Origin of the sequence: Streptomyces cylindrosporus, assembly GCF_022698165.1 — a bacterium.
Lineage (GTDB): Bacteria > Actinomycetota > Actinomycetes > Streptomycetales > Streptomycetaceae > Streptomyces > Streptomyces cylindrosporus.
Map to the genome: position 1 here is coordinate 99055 of NZ_JALDAY010000008.1, position 15678 is coordinate 114732.

Sequence of the window (15678 nt, forward strand, 5' to 3'; positions counted from 1 at the left end):
GGGGTTGTCCCTGGCCCTTGACAACACAACCTCCACTCGTCGCGCCGCTGGACAACGGCGATAGATCGGTGTCGGCTGTCTAGCTTTGGTCAGGACACCGCGTGATCATCTCGCCCGCATGTCCCCAGACCGCGCCCCAAGGGGGAATCGCATGTCCACGCTCGTTGTGCTGGTCGTCCTGCTGCTGGGCTTGGTTGGCTTGATGGCCGTCGGATTGCTCGCCTACTGCGTCCACCGTCACCCGACACTCACCCAACCGCTGTCGGTTGCGCTGGCTGGATCAGCCGTGCTGATCACCCTGGTTGCCACGATCATCAGCACAGCCGGCCATTGAGGTCTTTAAGGGGGGCCACTGATCTGGTGACAGGCAACGTGGCCACAACGCACAGGGCTCCCGTGCCGTTATGGGAGGTGTTCGAAATCTCAACCCATCGGCGCAGGAGCCCTGTTGGCTCCCCATCCTGCCGTACTCGATTTGCCTCATGCGCTCATCGATGGGCTCACGATGCTCATCGTCACCCGCGAGGGTGACCGCCGCTGCAAGCTCCCACCGCACCAGCGGCCCTGATCGCTCACGGCGATCGGCGGTCGTTGCCACAACAAGACAGTGAAGGGGACATCGCGCTGCTAGCTGCTACTTCCACGAAGGTGGCTGGACGAAGCGCGGCCAAGCCGAGCTGAACAAGGGGCGAGCAAGCGTCGCAAGAGGTAAGCCGACGACGTGGTGAGTGTCTAACCGCGTGACAACGCCGACGAACATCGGCGAACGAGCGCGAACGCCTGCGGACCATCACCGCAGGTGAACACCACACCAGGCCAAGGCAGCGCCGTCACCCAAGTTGCTTCGGGACGAAGAGGTCGTGGGTTCAAATCCCGCAACCCGAGAGAAGTACCGGCTCAAGGCAGTAGGGCAGCTGGTCTACGAAGTGGGCTGGCTCTCCAGCAGTGTTTCCACTGTCAGGCTTCCTGCCAGCGTGCCCGTCAGCCATTCCGCGAGGTTCACGCCCTGGGGCCAGCACTCGCCTTCGTAGTTGCACCACATGGCGCCCGCAGGATCGCGGAAGTCGACCAGCGACCAGATGGTGCAGCCCCAGTCGTAGATCAGCACCAGGCCGGCCGGGATGCGGCCGGACGGATCCGGCCCGTCCTGGTACAACTCGGCAATGTCCGCAAAGTTGCCCTGTGCGGCCCCGCCGCTCACGCCCAGGATTCCTTCGTTCGGGCAGAATCCCCCGTTGGCGACCTCGACGTACAAGCGCCGTAGGAGAGGTGGCAACGGGTACCCGATGGTCTCTTCCGCCACGGCGACGGCCTCCGGCGCTGCGGGCGGCGGCAATGTCCCCGCCCGCGCTACGATCCGCACCGCCTCGACAACCTCGTCATCAGTCACGGGCACAGGCTCTCAGCCCTGAGTGCTCGGACGTGCCAGATGTGTGCCAGATCCTGCGGAGAACCACGGAGAACAGCGGGGAACAAGCCAGCGGCTGCCAGCGAATGGTTCAAGGTCCACCGCAGGTCAGCGCAGCAAACGCCGCCAAAGACCCCGAGCTTCCCAAGCTGAGGTCACGCCGCTACGTCCCTGCCAGTCGTGTCTAGGACAACCCTGACTACCCCCGCAAAAAGCTTCCGCTTCGCACACCGCGCGGTAGCCTCCCGGCATGTCTTGCGCTGCCGGGATCCTCTACGGTGTGTCAGCGGCTCTCGAAGCTGGCGGCATCGGGCTGACCGTCTTCGACATCAGACGGGCCCAACTACGCCTCAGCGCGTACCTATCCCGCCCGCTCAAGGTCTACAGTTCGGACGCTGGCGCCATCGGTGAGGCTTTCAACGCCCATGCCCTGACGAGTGAAGCTAAGACCCTTGAGCAACGCGTGGAGGCGTTGGAGGCGTGGAGGCGCACCCTGCCCACGGATCTCGACCAGCGGGACGAGAGAACCCGCACTCGCCTAGAGACGGCGTTCCAGAGTGATCTGACCGCCACTCGCCAATCGCTACGGGATCAGCTCGATGGGATGCGCGAGTACGTTGCAGGGTCCAAGCAATCCTTCTGGGGGATGTACCGGGGCCCCATCGCGTTGCTCATCGGCGTGCTCGTCGGCACGGCGGCGAACTTTGTCGCGCTGGGGTAGTGCCGGCAGGACTGCGCCACGCCGTGCGGGACCGTCTCAGTTTCCGTCTCATTCAGCCCGGTTCACCGACGTTCAGCCGAGACCCGGAGCCGGTCCGAGCATGGTGACGAGCCCCCCATGAACGCAGATGAACGCCCCTGTACATTCGCCACCACCCCACCCCCACAGTTGGAAAGCGTGTTGGGGGCAACCCCTCACGAGTTCGAATCTCGTATCCTCCGCAGCCGCCTGAACAGGCGAAACGAGAACCCCGGACCGCTTCGGCGGCCGGGGTTCTCTGTATGCCCTGGCCTCAGTTGTGATCTCGTTCATTTCCGACGTATGCGGGCATTCCGTACGGCATGACGACGTGCCCCCGGCGACGACGGTGGATCGCCGTCCAAGCGTTCGTTCGCCGCCTTGCACGCTGAAGGCCGACAGCCACGATCAGCTTCAGGTGACGTGCGCCCCGCATCGCATGACGTGCCCCCAGAAGCAATCCGCAGCCAGGACCGCCCATCAGTCCCATCGCCTCGCGAACTCAGCACCGGCCAGCAGGTCGCCCGTCCGCAAGATCGGATCATCGATCCCCAGGGCCACCATCACGTCGGCGGGAAGGGCCACGTATTTTCCCTTCAACTTCGTGACACGGCATGGAAAGCGGTTCGCCCTCACCAGTCCGGATGCCTTCGTTGGGTCGACCCCGAGGAGATCTGCCACCTTGCGCAGGGGCATTGGCTCGGCCAGCCACTGCGACAGTCGCCTGGCGCTTCTTGGGCTCACTCGGCTTCCTTCTGCGGTCCGTCGAGTTCGCCGAACTCACCCTCGGGTACGTGCTCCGAGCCCAAGGCGAGGAACTCGCCCAAGAGCCCGAGGCGGTGCAAGGTAGCGCCCATGCGTTCGCCGCTGATGCGCCCCCACGACAAAGGGTCCATCTCGTCGACCGCCTGGATGTCCGACTCGTTGCGGATGGGCGAGTAGCCGTCATCACATCGGCGCGCGCGGTCGACAAGGGCGTGCGGATCCGTCGTGCGCTCGGCCGGATCAGCCCGTTCCACCGCCCAGCCGGCCGCGTTGGCGGATCGGACGACCTCGTCACGGACATCGTCGCCTTCGGTGGCCAGCGCCAGGCCGTACAACGCACCGAACACCATGGCCGACCTCACCTCGGCGACGTCAACGCAGAGCCTCCTCGACACTCTCCCGGCCGACTTCCGGAGATAAGGGATAACGAAATACAGCGCGAGCAACTGGCTACGCTGAGCCAGATTTGGCAGGTCACTACGGGCATCGCGGCCTACGCATCGCCACAGCGCGTCCCGAAGAGAAACGTCGGCGGCATCTCGCGCCGCCGCCTCCTTTGCCTCCGAGAGCGTGAGGTGTTCGCCCACCGAACACCTCTCCCCGGGCGCATGTGGACACACCAACTGCCCACCGAGCAACTGCGAAACCTTTAGCTCGATCGTTCTGAAGACGTCTGCCGAAGGCAGCAGGGACACGGGCTCTCCTCTTGTGGGTCCGCCAACGGCAGGAGGCTCACCACGTCGAAGAGTGGCTATCCGCACCAGCCGACGCATGCGCTGGCGAGAGTGAACGACGCGGGGTGTCCGAGTGAAATGGTGTGTCCCAGCGATCAGCGCCGGGGAAGACTCCAGGATCATTCGTCGGTCATTCATCCGCATCCTGGGCCTAGCGGGTTCGGCAACCCTGGTAAGGGCGCTTACACCAGGAGTATGGTCTCTAGTATGGCGACCAAAAAAGTCACGGTGACGATCCCCGAAGATCTACTCGACGAGATCCGCGCCGACGCGGCCGAGCGGGGACTTTCGGCGTATGTAGCCGAAGCACTGCGATTCAAGCGCGATCGGGACCGGCTGCTGGAGCTGGTCGACTGGCTGCAGGAGGAACACGGGCCGGTCACCGAGGACGAGCGCGCGGCAGCCCTCGCGGAACTGGACGACCTCGACGCCGAGCACGAGCGCCGTCGCACCGCCGGAGGACACGATGCCGGAGAGGCCGCGTGAAGAAGCGTGCCGGTGAGCACAGGCCGCGGCCACTGCGCGTCTTCGTACTCGACTGCGAAGCCCTGTCCCTGGCCGTGCGCGGCGACCGCAGAATGATCGCCTGGCTCGACCTCGCGGCCGGGGGTGAGGCCGAAGTGGTGACGTCTCCCATGACGCTGGTCGAGGCATACGACGGCAGGACCACCGAGCAGCGCTGGGACTGGGTGCTCTCTCGGCTCAAGGTCGCCGATATCGGAAAGGACGAGGCCCGCCAGGCCCGGCGTCTCCTGGCAGACGCCAAGCTGCACGGTCACAAGTACGCGATCGATGCCGTGCTCGCTGTCGTCGCGCGCCAGCAGAAAGGGCAGGTCACAGTCTTCACCTCGGACGTAGACGACTTGGACAAGCTCCTTCCGGACACCATCGTTGTCAAGAAGGTATGACCCGGCAGCCTGGTCTCAGTTCTGGTCTCGTTCAGACCGGTCCAGCACCGTCCGCCGCCCGATGCCCCACTCCGCCGCGGGTCAAGGCGCCCCTTGCCTGTCTCCCACCTGCACGTGGGCACCCGGCAGGCTCTCCGCACAGGTGCAGCCCCCTCCCTCCGCCGAGAAGCCACCGACATCGGGCCGGCAGGCCCCGACACGGGGCCGGAAGGTTCGGCCCATCACAGACCGGCGATGTCCTGCGCCCTCCTGCCTATGGACTCAAGCGTGTCCAGCAGGGAGTCGTGCCGCTTTGCGCGTGCCGTGCGGTTCGTCGGTACCAGTCGGGCGGCGGCCTGTACGGCGTAGGCGTCCGGGTCGCCGAAGGCTGTGCGCGGCTGTTCTCCCGTGAGCGCGCAGTGCGCCGTGACGTCCTTGACTGCCTGGAGCACGACCGCCCGGTCCACGCCTGGTTGCGTGGCCAGCCGTACCTGGAAACGCGCCATCCACTTCTCGCGGTCCTCGTCCCTCGCCGCGTCCGTCGTCCGGACCCTCTTCGCCATGTGCTCTCCCGGGTGATCGGCGGCCGTATGTCATGGAGTTGGACGCCGTGGCATTCAAGTGGGTTGCAGGCGGCCGGGTTTGACGGGGAATCAGGTAGTAGACGAGGGATTCGGATCGGCCGGGACGACCCTCGCCATTCATGCGTCTGGCGCAAGTGCCCAGTGCCGACATTGCATTGGAAATTATGTCCGAGCGGCTCGATGCTGGTTCTCAGGAAGTCGATGATCAACGTCTGGAAAGAAGGCCGACCGTGCCCAGAATCGTGCGACCGACCGCCTACGGGACGCCGGACGTGCTCACCGTGCTCGAGGTGTCCACTCCCCGCGCGCCGAGCGGCGGTGTGGTCGTCGAGGTCCGTGCCGCGGGGGTCAACCCGATCGACTGGAAGCTCTACAGCGGGACTTTCCACACGGTGGACGACGAGCACAAGGACGCCGCAGGGATCGCGGGATCGATGCCCTCGCTCGGGCTGGAATGCGCGGGCGTCGTCACCGAGGTCGGTGCGGACGTGGCCGGTGTGCAGGCTGGTGACGAGGTCATCGTGTACCCCGTGACGGCCGCTTACGCCGACTACGTCACGGCACCGGCCAGCTCGATCTTCGCCAAGCCCGTCGGCCTCGGGTGGGCCGAGGCCGGGTCGCTGATGCTGACCGGCACCACCGCGGTCCACGCCCTGCGCGCCGCCGATGTGGACGCCGGCGACACGGTGCTCGTGCACGGCGGAGCGGGCGGGGTCGGCCTCATGGCCGTGCAACTGGCCGTCGCCGCCGGGGCGACGGTGATCGCCACCGCGGCCGAGCGCAACCACCCGTTGCTGCGTGAACTCGGTGGTGTCCCCGTCGCCTACGGCCCAGGGCTCGCCGACCGGGTACGGGCCGCCGCGCCGCAAGGCGTCAGCGCCGCCGTCGATTTCGCCGGTACCGACGAGGCGCTCGACGTCTCGCTGGAGCTGGTGGCCGACCGTGCCCGGATCGCCTCGATCACCGGGCCGCCGCGGCGCGCCGAGACCGGCATCAAGTTGCTCGGCTACGGCCCTGGACAGGACGCGGGCGCCGAGGTCCGTGCCGCCGCCCGAGCAGGCCTTGTCGAGCGTGCCGGAGACGGAGCGTTGCGTGTCCTCGTCGCCACCGCTTTCCCACTCGCCGATGCCGCGAAGGCGCACGAGGCCGGCCTTGCGGGGCATGCTCCCGGCAAGCTCGTGCTCATCCCCTGACCGAGAGCCAGGGCTCGCTGGAGCGGATCGTCGTCGACGGCAGTGGTCGTCGTCAGGCGTCGCGCCGCTCCCGTACCACCGCCACCCCGCCCGCCGGCACCCTCGCCGAGCCCGACAGCCGTTCGCCGGTGAGGAGTTCGGTCGACTCCGGGGCCACCTGGATCTCCGCCTCGCGGTCCGTGTGGTTGATCAGGAAGAGGTAGTCGCAGTCCTGGCCTCGGCGCAGGGCCGTTTCGACGCCCTCGGGGGCCGTGCGGACCGGCTCGACGCCCGCCTCCTTGCGGATGCGGTCTAGGAGGGCCGTGAGGGTCACCGTGTCCGGGTGCGTTGCCACGTACCAAGCCGCGCCCGCGCCGTGCGCGTTGCGGGTCACCGCCGGGACTCCCGCCAGGGGGCCGTCGGTGTACGTCGTCACCGCCTCCGCGCCCTCCAGGCGGAGGCGTTCCGACCAGAGAGTGGCGGTGCCGCCGCCGTCCAGGCCCACCGACTGGTCCGGCAGGAGGGGGAAGAGTTCGTCCGTGCGGATGCCCAGGGCCTTGCGGAAGGCGCCCGGGTAACCGCCCAGTCGGACATGGCAGTTGGCGTCCACCATGCCGCTGTGGAAGCCGACCGCGAGCGTGCCGCCCCGCTCGGCGAAGGTGGTCAGGTTCGCCGCGCCCGCTTCGTCGACCAGGTACAGGGAGGGGGCCAGGACCAGGCGGTACGACGACAGGTCCGCGTCCGGGCGGACGAAGTCCACCGCGACGCCCGCGCGCCACAGGGGCTCGTACCAGGCCCGGACCAGGTCGTGGAAGCGGAGTTCGCCGCTCGGCTGGGAGGGGAGCTCCAGCGCCCAGCGGGCGTTCCAGTCCCAGACCACCGCCACCTCGGCGGTGCCCGTGCTGCCGCGCACCTCCGCCAACGCCCGCAGATCCGCGCCCAGTTGGACCACGTCCCGCCAGATCTGGCTGTCCGTGCCCGCGTGCGGGAGCATCGCCGAGTGCCACTGCTCGGCGCCCGCCTTCGCCGCCCGCCACTGGAAGTACGCGATGCCGTCGGCGCCCCGGGCCACATGCGCGAGCGCGTTGCGGCGCAACTCCCCCGCCGTCTTGGCCCGGTTGACCGGCTGCCAGTTCACCGCGCCCGTGGAGTGCTCCATCAGCAGCCAGGGGCCGCCGGCGAGGGAGCGGACCAGGTCGCCGCTGAGCGCGATGTCGATCTGGGACTCGGGGTCGGCCGACTGGAGGTAGTGGTCGTTGGAGACGATGTCCAGCTCCGGGGCCCAGCGCCAGTAGTCCAGGGCGTCGAAGTTGAACATCACCATGAAGTTGGTGGTCGCCGGCGTCGCCGGGGCCACCTCCGACAGGACGTCGCGCTCCGCCTCGTACAGGGAGAGCAGTGCGTCGCTGCAGAAGCGGCGCCAGTCCAGCTGGTGGGTCGGGTTGGGGACCGCGCCGGTCGCGCGCGGGGGCAGGATCTGGTCCCAGTCGTAGTACCACTGGCTCCAGAAGGTCGTGCCCCAGGCGTGGTTGAGCTCCGCCAGGCTGTCGTAACGGTCACGCAGCCAGCCGCGGAAGGCCTCCGCGCTGGTGTCGCAGTAGCACTCGGCGTTGTGGCAGCCGTACTCGTTGTGGATGTGCCACATGACGACCGCCGGGTGGTCGGCGTAACGCTCGCCCAGCACCCGTGCCATCCGCAGCGCCGCCTCGCGGTAGGCGGGGCTGGACGGGCAGAAGGTCTGGCGGCTGCCGTACGACAGTCTGCGGCCGTCCCTGTCGACGGGCAGCGCGTCCGGGTGCTTGACGAAGAACCAGGCCGGCGGGGCCGCCGTCGGGGTCGCCAGGTCGGCTGCGATGCCGTGCGAGTGGAGCAGGTCGAGGATGCGGTCGAGGCGCGAGAAGTCGTACTCGCCCTCGGTGGGTTCGAGCAGCGCCCAGGAGAAGATGTTGACGCTGACCATGGTGACCCCGGCCTCGGCCATGAGGCGCATGTCCTCGGCCCAGACCTCCTCGGGCCACTGCTCGGGGTTGTAGTCGCCGCCGTACGCGATGCCGGGGACGTTCAGGGGCAGGCTCATTCCGTTGCTCCCGACAGTTCGTCGACTCCCGACAGGAGACGGCGCGTTGTGGTCACGCCCCACTCGTCCAGGGACAGCAGGCGGTCGCTGGACGCCATCAGGCCGCCCGTCGCCTCGACGTGGGCCGCCCAGCGTTCCCGGGTCTCGACCGCCGGGCGGGCCATCAGGCAGTCGGGGTCGTTGACCCAGAAGCGCCCGTGCTGCCACTGGCGGCCGACACCCGTGAACTCGGCCGGGTCCTGGCCGGGTTGGCTGTAGTCGTCGGCCTCGGGACGGCGGTGCGGGGCCGTGTCGGGGCTGACGCGCATCGCGTCGAACAGGCCGATGGACGCCAACAGGGGTGCGCCGCAGCCCAGTAGATAGGCGTCCTCGCCAATCGCCTCGCGGATGAGTTCGATGCCTTCGCGGTACGCCGTCAGCGCGTCGATGTCCTTGTGGCGTACGCCGTCCAGGGCGCCCGCGTAGAGGAAGTCGACCTTGAAGTAGTCGTAACCCTCGGAGCGGAGGGTGCGGAAGACGTCCGTCAGGTACGCGGCCGCCTCGGGATGGGTCGTGTCCAGGACGCGCAGGTCGTGGCCCCAGTTGCGGCCGGCGTGGGTGAAGCCGCCGGCGGGGTCGCGGACCAGCCAGTCGGCGTGCTCGGTGGCCAGGTCGCTCGCCGGGTCGACCAGGAAGGGGGCCGTCCAGATGCCGGCGCGGCGGCCGCGGGCGCGGATCGCGTCGGCGATGCCCGCGCGGGAGCGGAAGCGGCCGGAGAGGGTGAGCCAGTCGCCGAGGGCGGACTGGTAGCCGTCGTCGATCTGGACGACGTCGATGGGCAGGTCGAGGGTGTCCATCGCACGGAGGTTCTCGTGGATGTCGTCCTCGGTGACGTTCGTGAAGTACTCATACCAGGAGCACCAGACGGTTGGTGCCGGGCGCGGGGCCGGCACCTGCTGTGCACAGGCCCAGTCCGCCAGCACCGACTGGATGTCCGTGCCGGTCCACTCCTTCACCGGGCCGTCGGCGCTGACCTCGGCGACGCCGTCCGTGACCGTCAGGCGGACGGACGGGACCTCGGCGGTGGGGTCCACGGCCGCCCACAGGCGTACGGCCGAACCGTCGCCGGGGTCGAGCGCCAGCAGGCCCTCGCCCTGGAAGGTGCCGTCGGGGACGGTGACGCCGGGGCGGTAGCAGACCGTCGCCCAGTTGTCGTTGGTCGGGCGGTACGGCCGGTCGCCGAGGGCGTAGGAGCCGCTGGGGCTCCAGGACTGCCAACCCTCCTCGTGGATACGGGCGTTGGCCGGGTCCACGGGGAGGGAGGCGACCGAGGTGAAGGGGTGGGGCACGGTGGTTCTCTTTCGGAAACAGGGTGCTATGTCATATGTGACATGTGACATGTGACATAGCACTGACGGGTCGTCAGCCCTTGTTGGCGCCCAACGTCAGACCACTCACGAACTGCCGCTGCAGCACGAAGTACACGATCAGCGTCGGGATGGCGGTCAGCAACGCACCCGCGGCGACCAGGTTCGGGTCCGTGAAGTACTGGCCGGAGAGGTTGTTCAGGGCCGAGGTGATCGGCATGTTCTCGCCGGTGGAGATCAGCACGATCGCCCAGAAGAAGTCGTTGTAGATCCAGATGGACAGCAGCGTCGCCAGGGCGGCCATCGCCGGCTTGCACAGCGGCAGCACGATCTGCCAGTACATCCGCCACACCGAGGCGCCGTCGACGAGCGCGGCCTCGGTCAGCTCGTGCGGCAGCATCCGCATGTAGTTGCTGAGCACGAAGGCGCAGAAGCCCGACTGGAACGCCACGTGGATCAGGACCAGGCCCAGCGCGGAGTCGTACAGCTTGCCGCTGGCGGTGATGCCCGGCAGGTCGATCAGCAGGTACATCCGGTACAGCGGGGTGATGATGACCTGCTGCGGCAGCAGGTTGCCCGCGGTGAACAGCAGCAGCAGGGCGATGTTGAGGCGGAAGTCGAAGCGGCTGACGTAGAACGCGACCATCGACGAGAACAGCAGGGTCAGCAGCACGGCCGGCACCGCGATGATCAGCGTGTTGCCGAAGTAGTGCAGCATGTCCGACTGTTCGAACGCGTTCTTGAAGTTGTCGAAGGTCAGCTTGTCCGGCCAGGACACGTAACCCTTGTTGCTGGTCTCCGAGTACGGCCGCAGGGCCGCGAAGATCGCCCACAGCAGCGGGGCGAGCCAGGCCAGCGAGGTGACGACCAGGAACGTGTGCAGCAGGACGCGGGCCGGGCGGACCGGGGTGCGCTGCTTCAGCGGGGCCGCGGCGGTGGAGGTGCTCATGCGCGCCGCTCCTTCCGGAAGGTCGCGATCAGGTACGGGATGATGACCGCGAGGGAGATCACCAGCAGGACGACGGCGATGGCGGACCCGTAGCCGATCCGGCTGGACTCGCCGATGATGTTGTTGGTGATCAGGATCGACAGCAACTCGGTGCCCTGGGCGCCCTTGTTGAAGACGAAGACCAGGTCGAAGGCGCGCAGTGCCTCGATGATGGTGACCACCAGGACGACCGTGTTGGTCGGGCGCAGGGTGGGGAAGATGACGTTCTTGAACGTCTGCCACTCGTTCGCGCCGTCGAGGGCGGAGGCCTCCCGCAGGGAGGGGTCGACGCCCTTCAGGCCGGCCAGGTAGAGGATCATCATGTAGCCGGTGTGCCGCCAGGACGCGGCGATCAGCACGGCCCAGAGGTTGAGCTTGGGATCGCCGATCCAGTCGATGTAGTGGCCGGGCTTGTTGGCCCCGATGATGCTGTTGATCAGGCCGGTGTCGGGGTTGTAGACCAGCTGCCAGACGAAGCCCGTCACCGCGAGGGAGACCACGACCGGCAGGAAGTACGCGGTCTGGTAGACGCGGCTGAAGCGGATGTTCTTGTCCAGCTGGAGGGCGAGGAACAGGCCCAGGGGCGTCGGGATCAGGATGAGTACGACGAACCAGATGATGTTGTGCTGGACCGCGGGCCAGAACTGCGGGTTGTCGGTGAACAACTGCTTGAAGTTGTCCAGGCCGACCCACTTGATGGAGTCGAAGCCGATGCCGTCCCAGGTGGTGAAGGCCAGCGCGATCGAGGCGAGCGCGGTGATCCAGACGAGGGCGACGTGCAGGACGGTGGGCACGCCCGCCATGAAGGCGAGCGTGATCCGGTCACGGCGGGTCAGCAGGCGCTGGTGGCCCTGCGGGACCCGCTTCTTCACAGGCGCGGGGCCCGGAGGCGGCACGGGGGCCGCCTCCGGGCTCTTCGTGGGGGTCTCGGAGCTCATCAGGATGCGAAGATCGTCTTCTTCTGGCGCTCGATCGAGGAGAGCAGGCTGTCGACGCCCTTGGGGTTCTGCAGGAACTTCTGCAGGCCGGGCTGCATCACCGTGGAGGTGAAGTCCGGGCGGGAGTCGCGGTCCATGAACTGGGTCAGGGACTTGGCCTGGCCGATCATCTCGAACGCCTTCTTCTGCAGCGCCGAGTACGCGGAGGTGGAGGCCTTGTTGGAGGCGGCCACGACGCTCGGGTCGCCCTTGAGGTAGAGCTCCTCGGCGGCCGGGGTGCCGAGGTACTCCAGCAGCTTGGTGACGCCGGCCTTGTTCTTCGGGGACTTGGAGACCATGAAGCCGTCGGTGGGTGCCTCGACCGTGTCCTGCCCGTACGCGGAGTTGATCTCCGGGAAGGCGAAGAAGTCGAGGTCGTCCAGGTCGGCCTTGTTGGTGAACTGCTGGGCCACGAAGGTGCCCAGGAGGTACATGCCGGCCTTCTTCGACACCAGGGTCTGGGCGGCGTCCTGCCAGGTGCGGCCCATGAAGCCGTCCTGGTGGTAGGGGAGCAGCTCGGCCCAGTGGTCGAAGACGGCCTTGACCTTGGCGTCGGTCCAGGCGGCCTTGCCGGCCATCAGGTCGACGTGGAAGTCGTAGCCGTTGAGGCGGAAGTTGATCTGGTCGAAGGTGCCCATGGCGGGCCAGGCGTCCTTGTCACCGAAGGCGATCGGGACCAGGCCGTCCTTCTTCATCTGCTTGCACAGGGCGACCAACTGGTCCCAGGTGGTGGGGACTTCGTAGCCCTTGGCCGCGAAGACGCTCTTGCGGTAGAAGATCGCCCAGGGGTACGTGGTCATCGGCACGAAGTAGTACTTGCCGTCCGCGCCCTTGCTGAGCTTCTTCATCGCGTCGGGGAAGTTGGCCCCGATCTTCTCCCACACGTCGTCGATCGGGGAGGCGAGGTTCTTGGCCGCGAAGAACTGCATGCGGTAGCCGGCGAACCACTTGAACACGTCGTCCGGCGTGCCCTGGAGGTAGGAGTTGATCTGCTCCTGGAAGGTGTTGTGGTCCTTGGTGTTCACCTTGACGGTGAGGCCGGACTGCTTCTGGAAGGCCGCGTAGACGTCCGCGTACGCCTTCTTCGGCACGGCGTCCGAGTCGTTGGAGCCGACGCTGACGGTCTTGCTGTCGGACGAGCTACCACTGCTGCCGCAGGCGCTCAGCAGGGGGATTCCCGCACCGGCGACGAGGGCGGCGCCTCCGACTCCCCGCAGCAGGCTGCGGCGGCTCGGGGAGGGGAGGGAGAGACCCGAGGGGGAGAGGTCTGTCATTACGGCTCCTGAGGGCAGGGTCCGGTCAGGCTGGGCCACGTCGAAAAAAGTCGAAACCGACCAGAAACCAACTCGACCGAACATCGTGGCGGTAATAACAGCCCCATGTCCGGTCATGGGTCAATAGCCGCCCAAGAGCTTTGTGGAAACGTAACCGTCACGATTGTGATCATTGTCGTTCGACTGTTCGAACATACGATCACGGATTGGGCCGGAATGCGTCCTACCGGATGCGCACGGCCTTGGTGACGCTCACCTGGTCGATGTCGGAGGTGCGCACCGTGACCTTCATCGTCCAGGTGCCGGCGATGGGAAGGGTGAGGCTGTTGGTGCCCCAGTAGCCGCCCAGGTTCTTCACCCGCGCGTCCAGCGGGCCGATCTTCTGCGCCGGGAGGCTGAAGGAAAGCCGCAGCTCAGGGACGGTGGAGATACCGCCGTCGGGGCCGAAGACCACCGCCTGGACGTTGTTGTCGCCGACCCGGCCAGGGTCGAGGGTGATCTGGACCTTGCCGTGGCCGCCGGGCGTTCCGACGTCGAACGGGACCGTGGTGACGGAGGCCGCGGGCAGCCCGGCCTCGGACGCCGGCTGCTCGGCCGCCTCGGCGGCGGCCCGGCCGGGGAGGGTGCCGGTGAGCACGGTCGTGATCACGAGCACGAGGACCCCGACGGCGACTTCGGCGAGCACGGACCGGCGCAGGGCGCGGCGGTGGGGGTCGGGGGCGGAGGTGCCGGTGGTGCCAGTGGTGCCGGTGGGGCCTTCGGGGCCGGTGGTGGATTCGGTGGGATGCCCCGGCGCGGGCCCCTCCGACGCGGGCAGCGCGGGCCCGCCAACGGCCTCCGGAACGCGCTCCCGTACGGCCGTCTGCGCCTTCCGCGCGGGGGCGACGACCATCCTGGCCGTCCACCGCCGGGACATCCCCGCCAGCGCCAGCAGAAGCACCACGGCGGCGACCTTGGCGAGCAGGAGACGCCCGTACGTCGTCCCGGTGAGCGCGCTCCAGGAGCCGAGGCCGCGCCAGGACTGGTAGACGCCGGTGACGACCAGGACGGTCACGGAGGCGAAGGCGAGCCGCGAGAACCGGGCCACGACGGCCGCGGACACGTCGGTGCCGCGCAACAGGATCAGCAGCGCGGCGAGCCCCCCGAGCCAGACCGCCATGGCGAGCAGATGCAGCACCGAGGACACGACGGCCACGGGCACCTGGATCCCGGCGGAGGCGTGCTCGGCCAGGGCCCAGGTGAGAGCGAGGCCGACGGCGAAGACGGCGCCGACGAGGAGAAGGGGGCGGGGGGTGCCGGCGAGGAGAAGGGGGCGGGGGGCGCCCTCATGGCCGGAGCCGACGAGGAACGACCGCCGGACGGCACCGCCGCGCCCGGCGCGCAGGTGCCCGGCGTGGTCTCCCTCGGCGCGCGGGAGCCTGGCGTGGTCTGTGTCGGTGCACAGGAGCTTGGCGTGGTCTGTGTCGGTGCCCGGGTGGCCGGCGTGGTCTCCCTCGGCGCGCAGGAGCCTGGCGTGGTCTGTGTCGGTGCCCGGGTGGCCGGCACGGACTTCCTCGGTGCCCGGGCGGCCGGCACGGTCTCCCCCGGCCCCCGGATGCCCGGCGCGGTCTCCCTCGGCACCCGGCTCCCCCGCCCCGGTCTCGGCGACGTCCGCCCGCCCGGAGTGCGCCCCCTCGGCTGCGACCGGCTCGCCCGCGCCCGCGCCCGCCTCCGCGACGCCCGTGTGCCCGGCATTCGGTCGTTGGGAGTTCTCGGCGGGCAGCAGCAGCCGTGCCCACGCTGGTCGTTTGCGAAGGGTTACGACGGCTGCGGCCGCGATCAGCAGCAGAGCGAGGCGGGCGAGCAGGGCCAGGCCCGGGCGGCCCGTGAGGGTGCGGGTGAGGGCCGAGGCGCTGAAGGCCGTTCCCGGGGCCGTGCCGGTCTCGTAGGGGGCCCGGAGGACCAGGAGGACGACGCTCGTGCCCAGGAGCGTCCACCAGCCCGCGAGCAGGGGCCTACGGAGGGGCGCGTGGTCGGCCGGGCGGCACAGGACGGCGAAGGCCGCCGTGCCGATCAGGAGGGCCGCGGCGAGGTAGGCGAGGTAGCGGGCGATGTTGTAGAGGCTGGCGGTCGCCGGGTTCTCGACGGGGCCGGCGCTCACCGAGGCGACCGTCGCCGAGGGTTTGCCGACCGAGAAGGTGAACGCGCCCGACACGGGGTGGCTGTCCGCCGAGACCACCCGCCAGGCCACCACGTAGGTGCCCTCGGCGAGCTTCGCCGGCAGGGTCACCCGCGCTGTGTCTGAGCGGCCGGACGCGTGCCGGGCCTCACCGGTGCGCACCCGACGGTTCTCGGGGTCCAGGACGCGGAAGGAGTCGTCGAGCAGGCCGACGGACTCGGTGAAGGTCAGGGTGACGGAGCGGGGTGCCGACTTGAGGACGGCCGCGTCGGAGGGGTCGGAGGACTTGAGGGCCGCGTGGGCCGACGCGGGTCCCGCCCCGCCGAGGACGAGCAGGACCAGCACGGCGCCCAGCAGCACCAGCCCTTGAAGCCGCCGACGCCCGCGGGGGTTGGGGCGCTCGCCGACACCGCGCTCGCCGAGGCCGCCGCGCCCATCGAAGCCGCCGAGGCCACCGAGCTCACGGGTTCCGCCGGGCCCGCCGAGGCCGGGTCCACCGGAGCCGCCGCAGCCGCCGGGTCCGCCGAAGCCGCCGAGGCCACCGAGCTCACGGGTTCCGCCCCCGGACC

14 protein-coding genes and 1 pseudogene are annotated in these 15678 nt (G+C 68.7%); 6 read left to right on the plus strand and 9 right to left on the minus strand.

Annotated elements, in window-relative coordinates:
* Window positions 1–151: 151 nt before the first annotated feature.
* Window positions 152–334, plus strand: coding sequence for a hypothetical protein (locus MQP27_RS26085; protein ID WP_242768028.1), 183 nt, complete (start codon window positions 152–154; stop codon window positions 332–334).
* A gap of 114 nt (window positions 335–448) precedes the next feature.
* A pseudogene (locus MQP27_RS26090) lies at window positions 449–562 on the plus strand (IS5/IS1182 family transposase); the annotation flags it as partial.
* 357 nt (window positions 563–919) lie between these two features.
* On the opposite strand, the gene MQP27_RS26095 reads toward MQP27_RS26090, so the two are convergent.
* A complete protein-coding gene (locus MQP27_RS26095; protein WP_242768035.1) occupies window positions 920–1390 on the minus strand; it encodes an SMI1/KNR4 family protein in 471 nt (156 codons plus the stop codon).
* A 298-nt stretch (window positions 1391–1688) separates the two neighbouring features.
* Between MQP27_RS26095 and MQP27_RS26100 the strand changes: the two genes are divergently transcribed.
* A complete protein-coding gene (locus MQP27_RS26100; protein ID WP_242768037.1) occupies window positions 1689–2129 on the plus strand; it encodes a hypothetical protein in 441 nt (146 codons plus the stop codon).
* A gap of 758 nt (window positions 2130–2887) precedes the next feature.
* On the opposite strand, the gene MQP27_RS26105 is transcribed toward MQP27_RS26100, so the two are convergent.
* The gene (locus MQP27_RS26105) at window positions 2888–3607 is read right to left on the minus strand and encodes a hypothetical protein (RefSeq protein WP_242768039.1); all 720 of its coding nucleotides are present in this window, start codon (window positions 3605–3607) and stop codon (window positions 2888–2890) included.
* Between the two features lie 246 nt (window positions 3608–3853).
* Between MQP27_RS26105 and MQP27_RS26110 the strand changes: the two genes are divergently transcribed.
* Both MQP27_RS26110 and MQP27_RS26115 read left to right on the plus strand, forming a co-directional pair.
* Window positions 3854–4132, plus strand: a complete 279-nt coding sequence (locus MQP27_RS26110; protein ID WP_039634366.1) for a ribbon-helix-helix domain-containing protein — start codon at window positions 3854–3856, stop codon at window positions 4130–4132.
* Window positions 4129–4554: a PIN domain-containing protein gene (locus tag MQP27_RS26115; RefSeq protein WP_242768041.1), complete on the plus strand. Its 426-nt coding sequence runs from the start codon at window positions 4129–4131 to the stop codon at window positions 4552–4554. The genes MQP27_RS26110 and MQP27_RS26115 overlap by 4 nt, the downstream gene beginning before the upstream one ends.
* Window positions 4555–4775: 221 nt before the next feature.
* Here the strand turns inward: MQP27_RS26115 and MQP27_RS26120 are convergent, their stop codons facing one another.
* A complete protein-coding gene (locus MQP27_RS26120; RefSeq protein ID WP_242768043.1) occupies window positions 4776–5096 on the minus strand; it encodes a hypothetical protein in 321 nt (106 codons plus the stop codon).
* 251 nt (window positions 5097–5347) lie between these two features.
* Between MQP27_RS26120 and MQP27_RS26125 the strand changes: the two genes are divergently transcribed.
* Window positions 5348–6310, plus strand: a complete 963-nt coding sequence (locus MQP27_RS26125) for an NADP-dependent oxidoreductase (protein ID WP_242768054.1) — start codon at window positions 5348–5350, stop codon at window positions 6308–6310.
* 52 nt (window positions 6311–6362) lie between these two features.
* Here the strand turns inward: MQP27_RS26125 and MQP27_RS26130 are convergent, their stop codons facing one another.
* The 6 genes from MQP27_RS26130 to MQP27_RS26155 form a co-directional block, all read right to left on the minus strand.
* Window positions 6363–8366 carry a beta-galactosidase gene (locus MQP27_RS26130; protein WP_242768062.1) on the minus strand — a complete coding sequence of 668 codons (2004 nt, stop codon included), beginning with the start codon at window positions 8364–8366 and terminating at the stop codon, window positions 6363–6365.
* Complete coding sequence (locus tag MQP27_RS26135) at window positions 8363–9694, minus strand: glycoside hydrolase family 36 protein (protein WP_242768064.1); 1332 nt, start codon at window positions 9692–9694, stop codon at window positions 8363–8365. Before MQP27_RS26135 ends, MQP27_RS26130 begins: the two co-directional genes overlap by 4 nt.
* Window positions 9695–9767: 73 nt before the next feature.
* Window positions 9768–10661 (minus strand): carbohydrate ABC transporter permease, encoded by an 894-nt coding sequence (locus tag MQP27_RS26140; protein ID WP_242768066.1) that lies wholly within the window; start codon window positions 10659–10661, stop codon window positions 9768–9770.
* A complete protein-coding gene (locus MQP27_RS26145; RefSeq protein ID WP_242768068.1) occupies window positions 10658–11638 on the minus strand; it encodes a carbohydrate ABC transporter permease in 981 nt (326 codons plus the stop codon). The genes MQP27_RS26140 and MQP27_RS26145 overlap by 4 nt, the downstream gene beginning before the upstream one ends.
* Complete coding sequence (locus MQP27_RS26150; protein WP_242768069.1) at window positions 11638–12951, minus strand: ABC transporter substrate-binding protein; 1314 nt, start codon at window positions 12949–12951, stop codon at window positions 11638–11640. Before MQP27_RS26150 ends, MQP27_RS26145 begins: the two co-directional genes overlap by 1 nt.
* A gap of 223 nt (window positions 12952–13174) precedes the next feature.
* Complete coding sequence (locus tag MQP27_RS26155; RefSeq protein WP_242768071.1) at window positions 13175–15469, minus strand: copper resistance CopC/CopD family protein; 2295 nt, start codon at window positions 15467–15469, stop codon at window positions 13175–13177.
* Between the last annotated feature and the right edge of the window lie 209 nt (window positions 15470–15678).

What these genes read in the sequence shown, in the direction of transcription:
- MQP27_RS26140 (WP_242768066.1), bottom strand. Translation starts at nt 10,661, where the DNA reads ATGAGCACCTCCACCGCCGCGGCCCCGCTGAAGCAGCGCACCCCGGTC.
- MQP27_RS26085 (WP_242768028.1), top strand. Translation starts at nt 152, where the DNA reads ATGTCCACGCTCGTTGTGCTGGTCGTCCTGCTGCTGGGCTTGGTTGGC.
- MQP27_RS26120 (WP_242768043.1), bottom strand. Translation starts at nt 5,096, where the DNA reads ATGGCGAAGAGGGTCCGGACGACGGACGCGGCGAGGGACGAGGACCGC.
- MQP27_RS26145 (WP_242768068.1), bottom strand. Translation starts at nt 11,638, where the DNA reads ATGAGCTCCGAGACCCCCACGAAGAGCCCGGAGGCGGCCCCCGTGCCG.
- MQP27_RS26110 (WP_039634366.1), top strand. Translation starts at nt 3,854, where the DNA reads ATGGCGACCAAAAAAGTCACGGTGACGATCCCCGAAGATCTACTCGAC.
- MQP27_RS26150 (WP_242768069.1), bottom strand. Translation starts at nt 12,951, where the DNA reads ATGACAGACCTCTCCCCCTCGGGTCTCTCCCTCCCCTCCCCGAGCCGC.
- MQP27_RS26130 (WP_242768062.1), bottom strand. Translation starts at nt 8,366, where the DNA reads ATGAGCCTGCCCCTGAACGTCCCCGGCATCGCGTACGGCGGCGACTAC.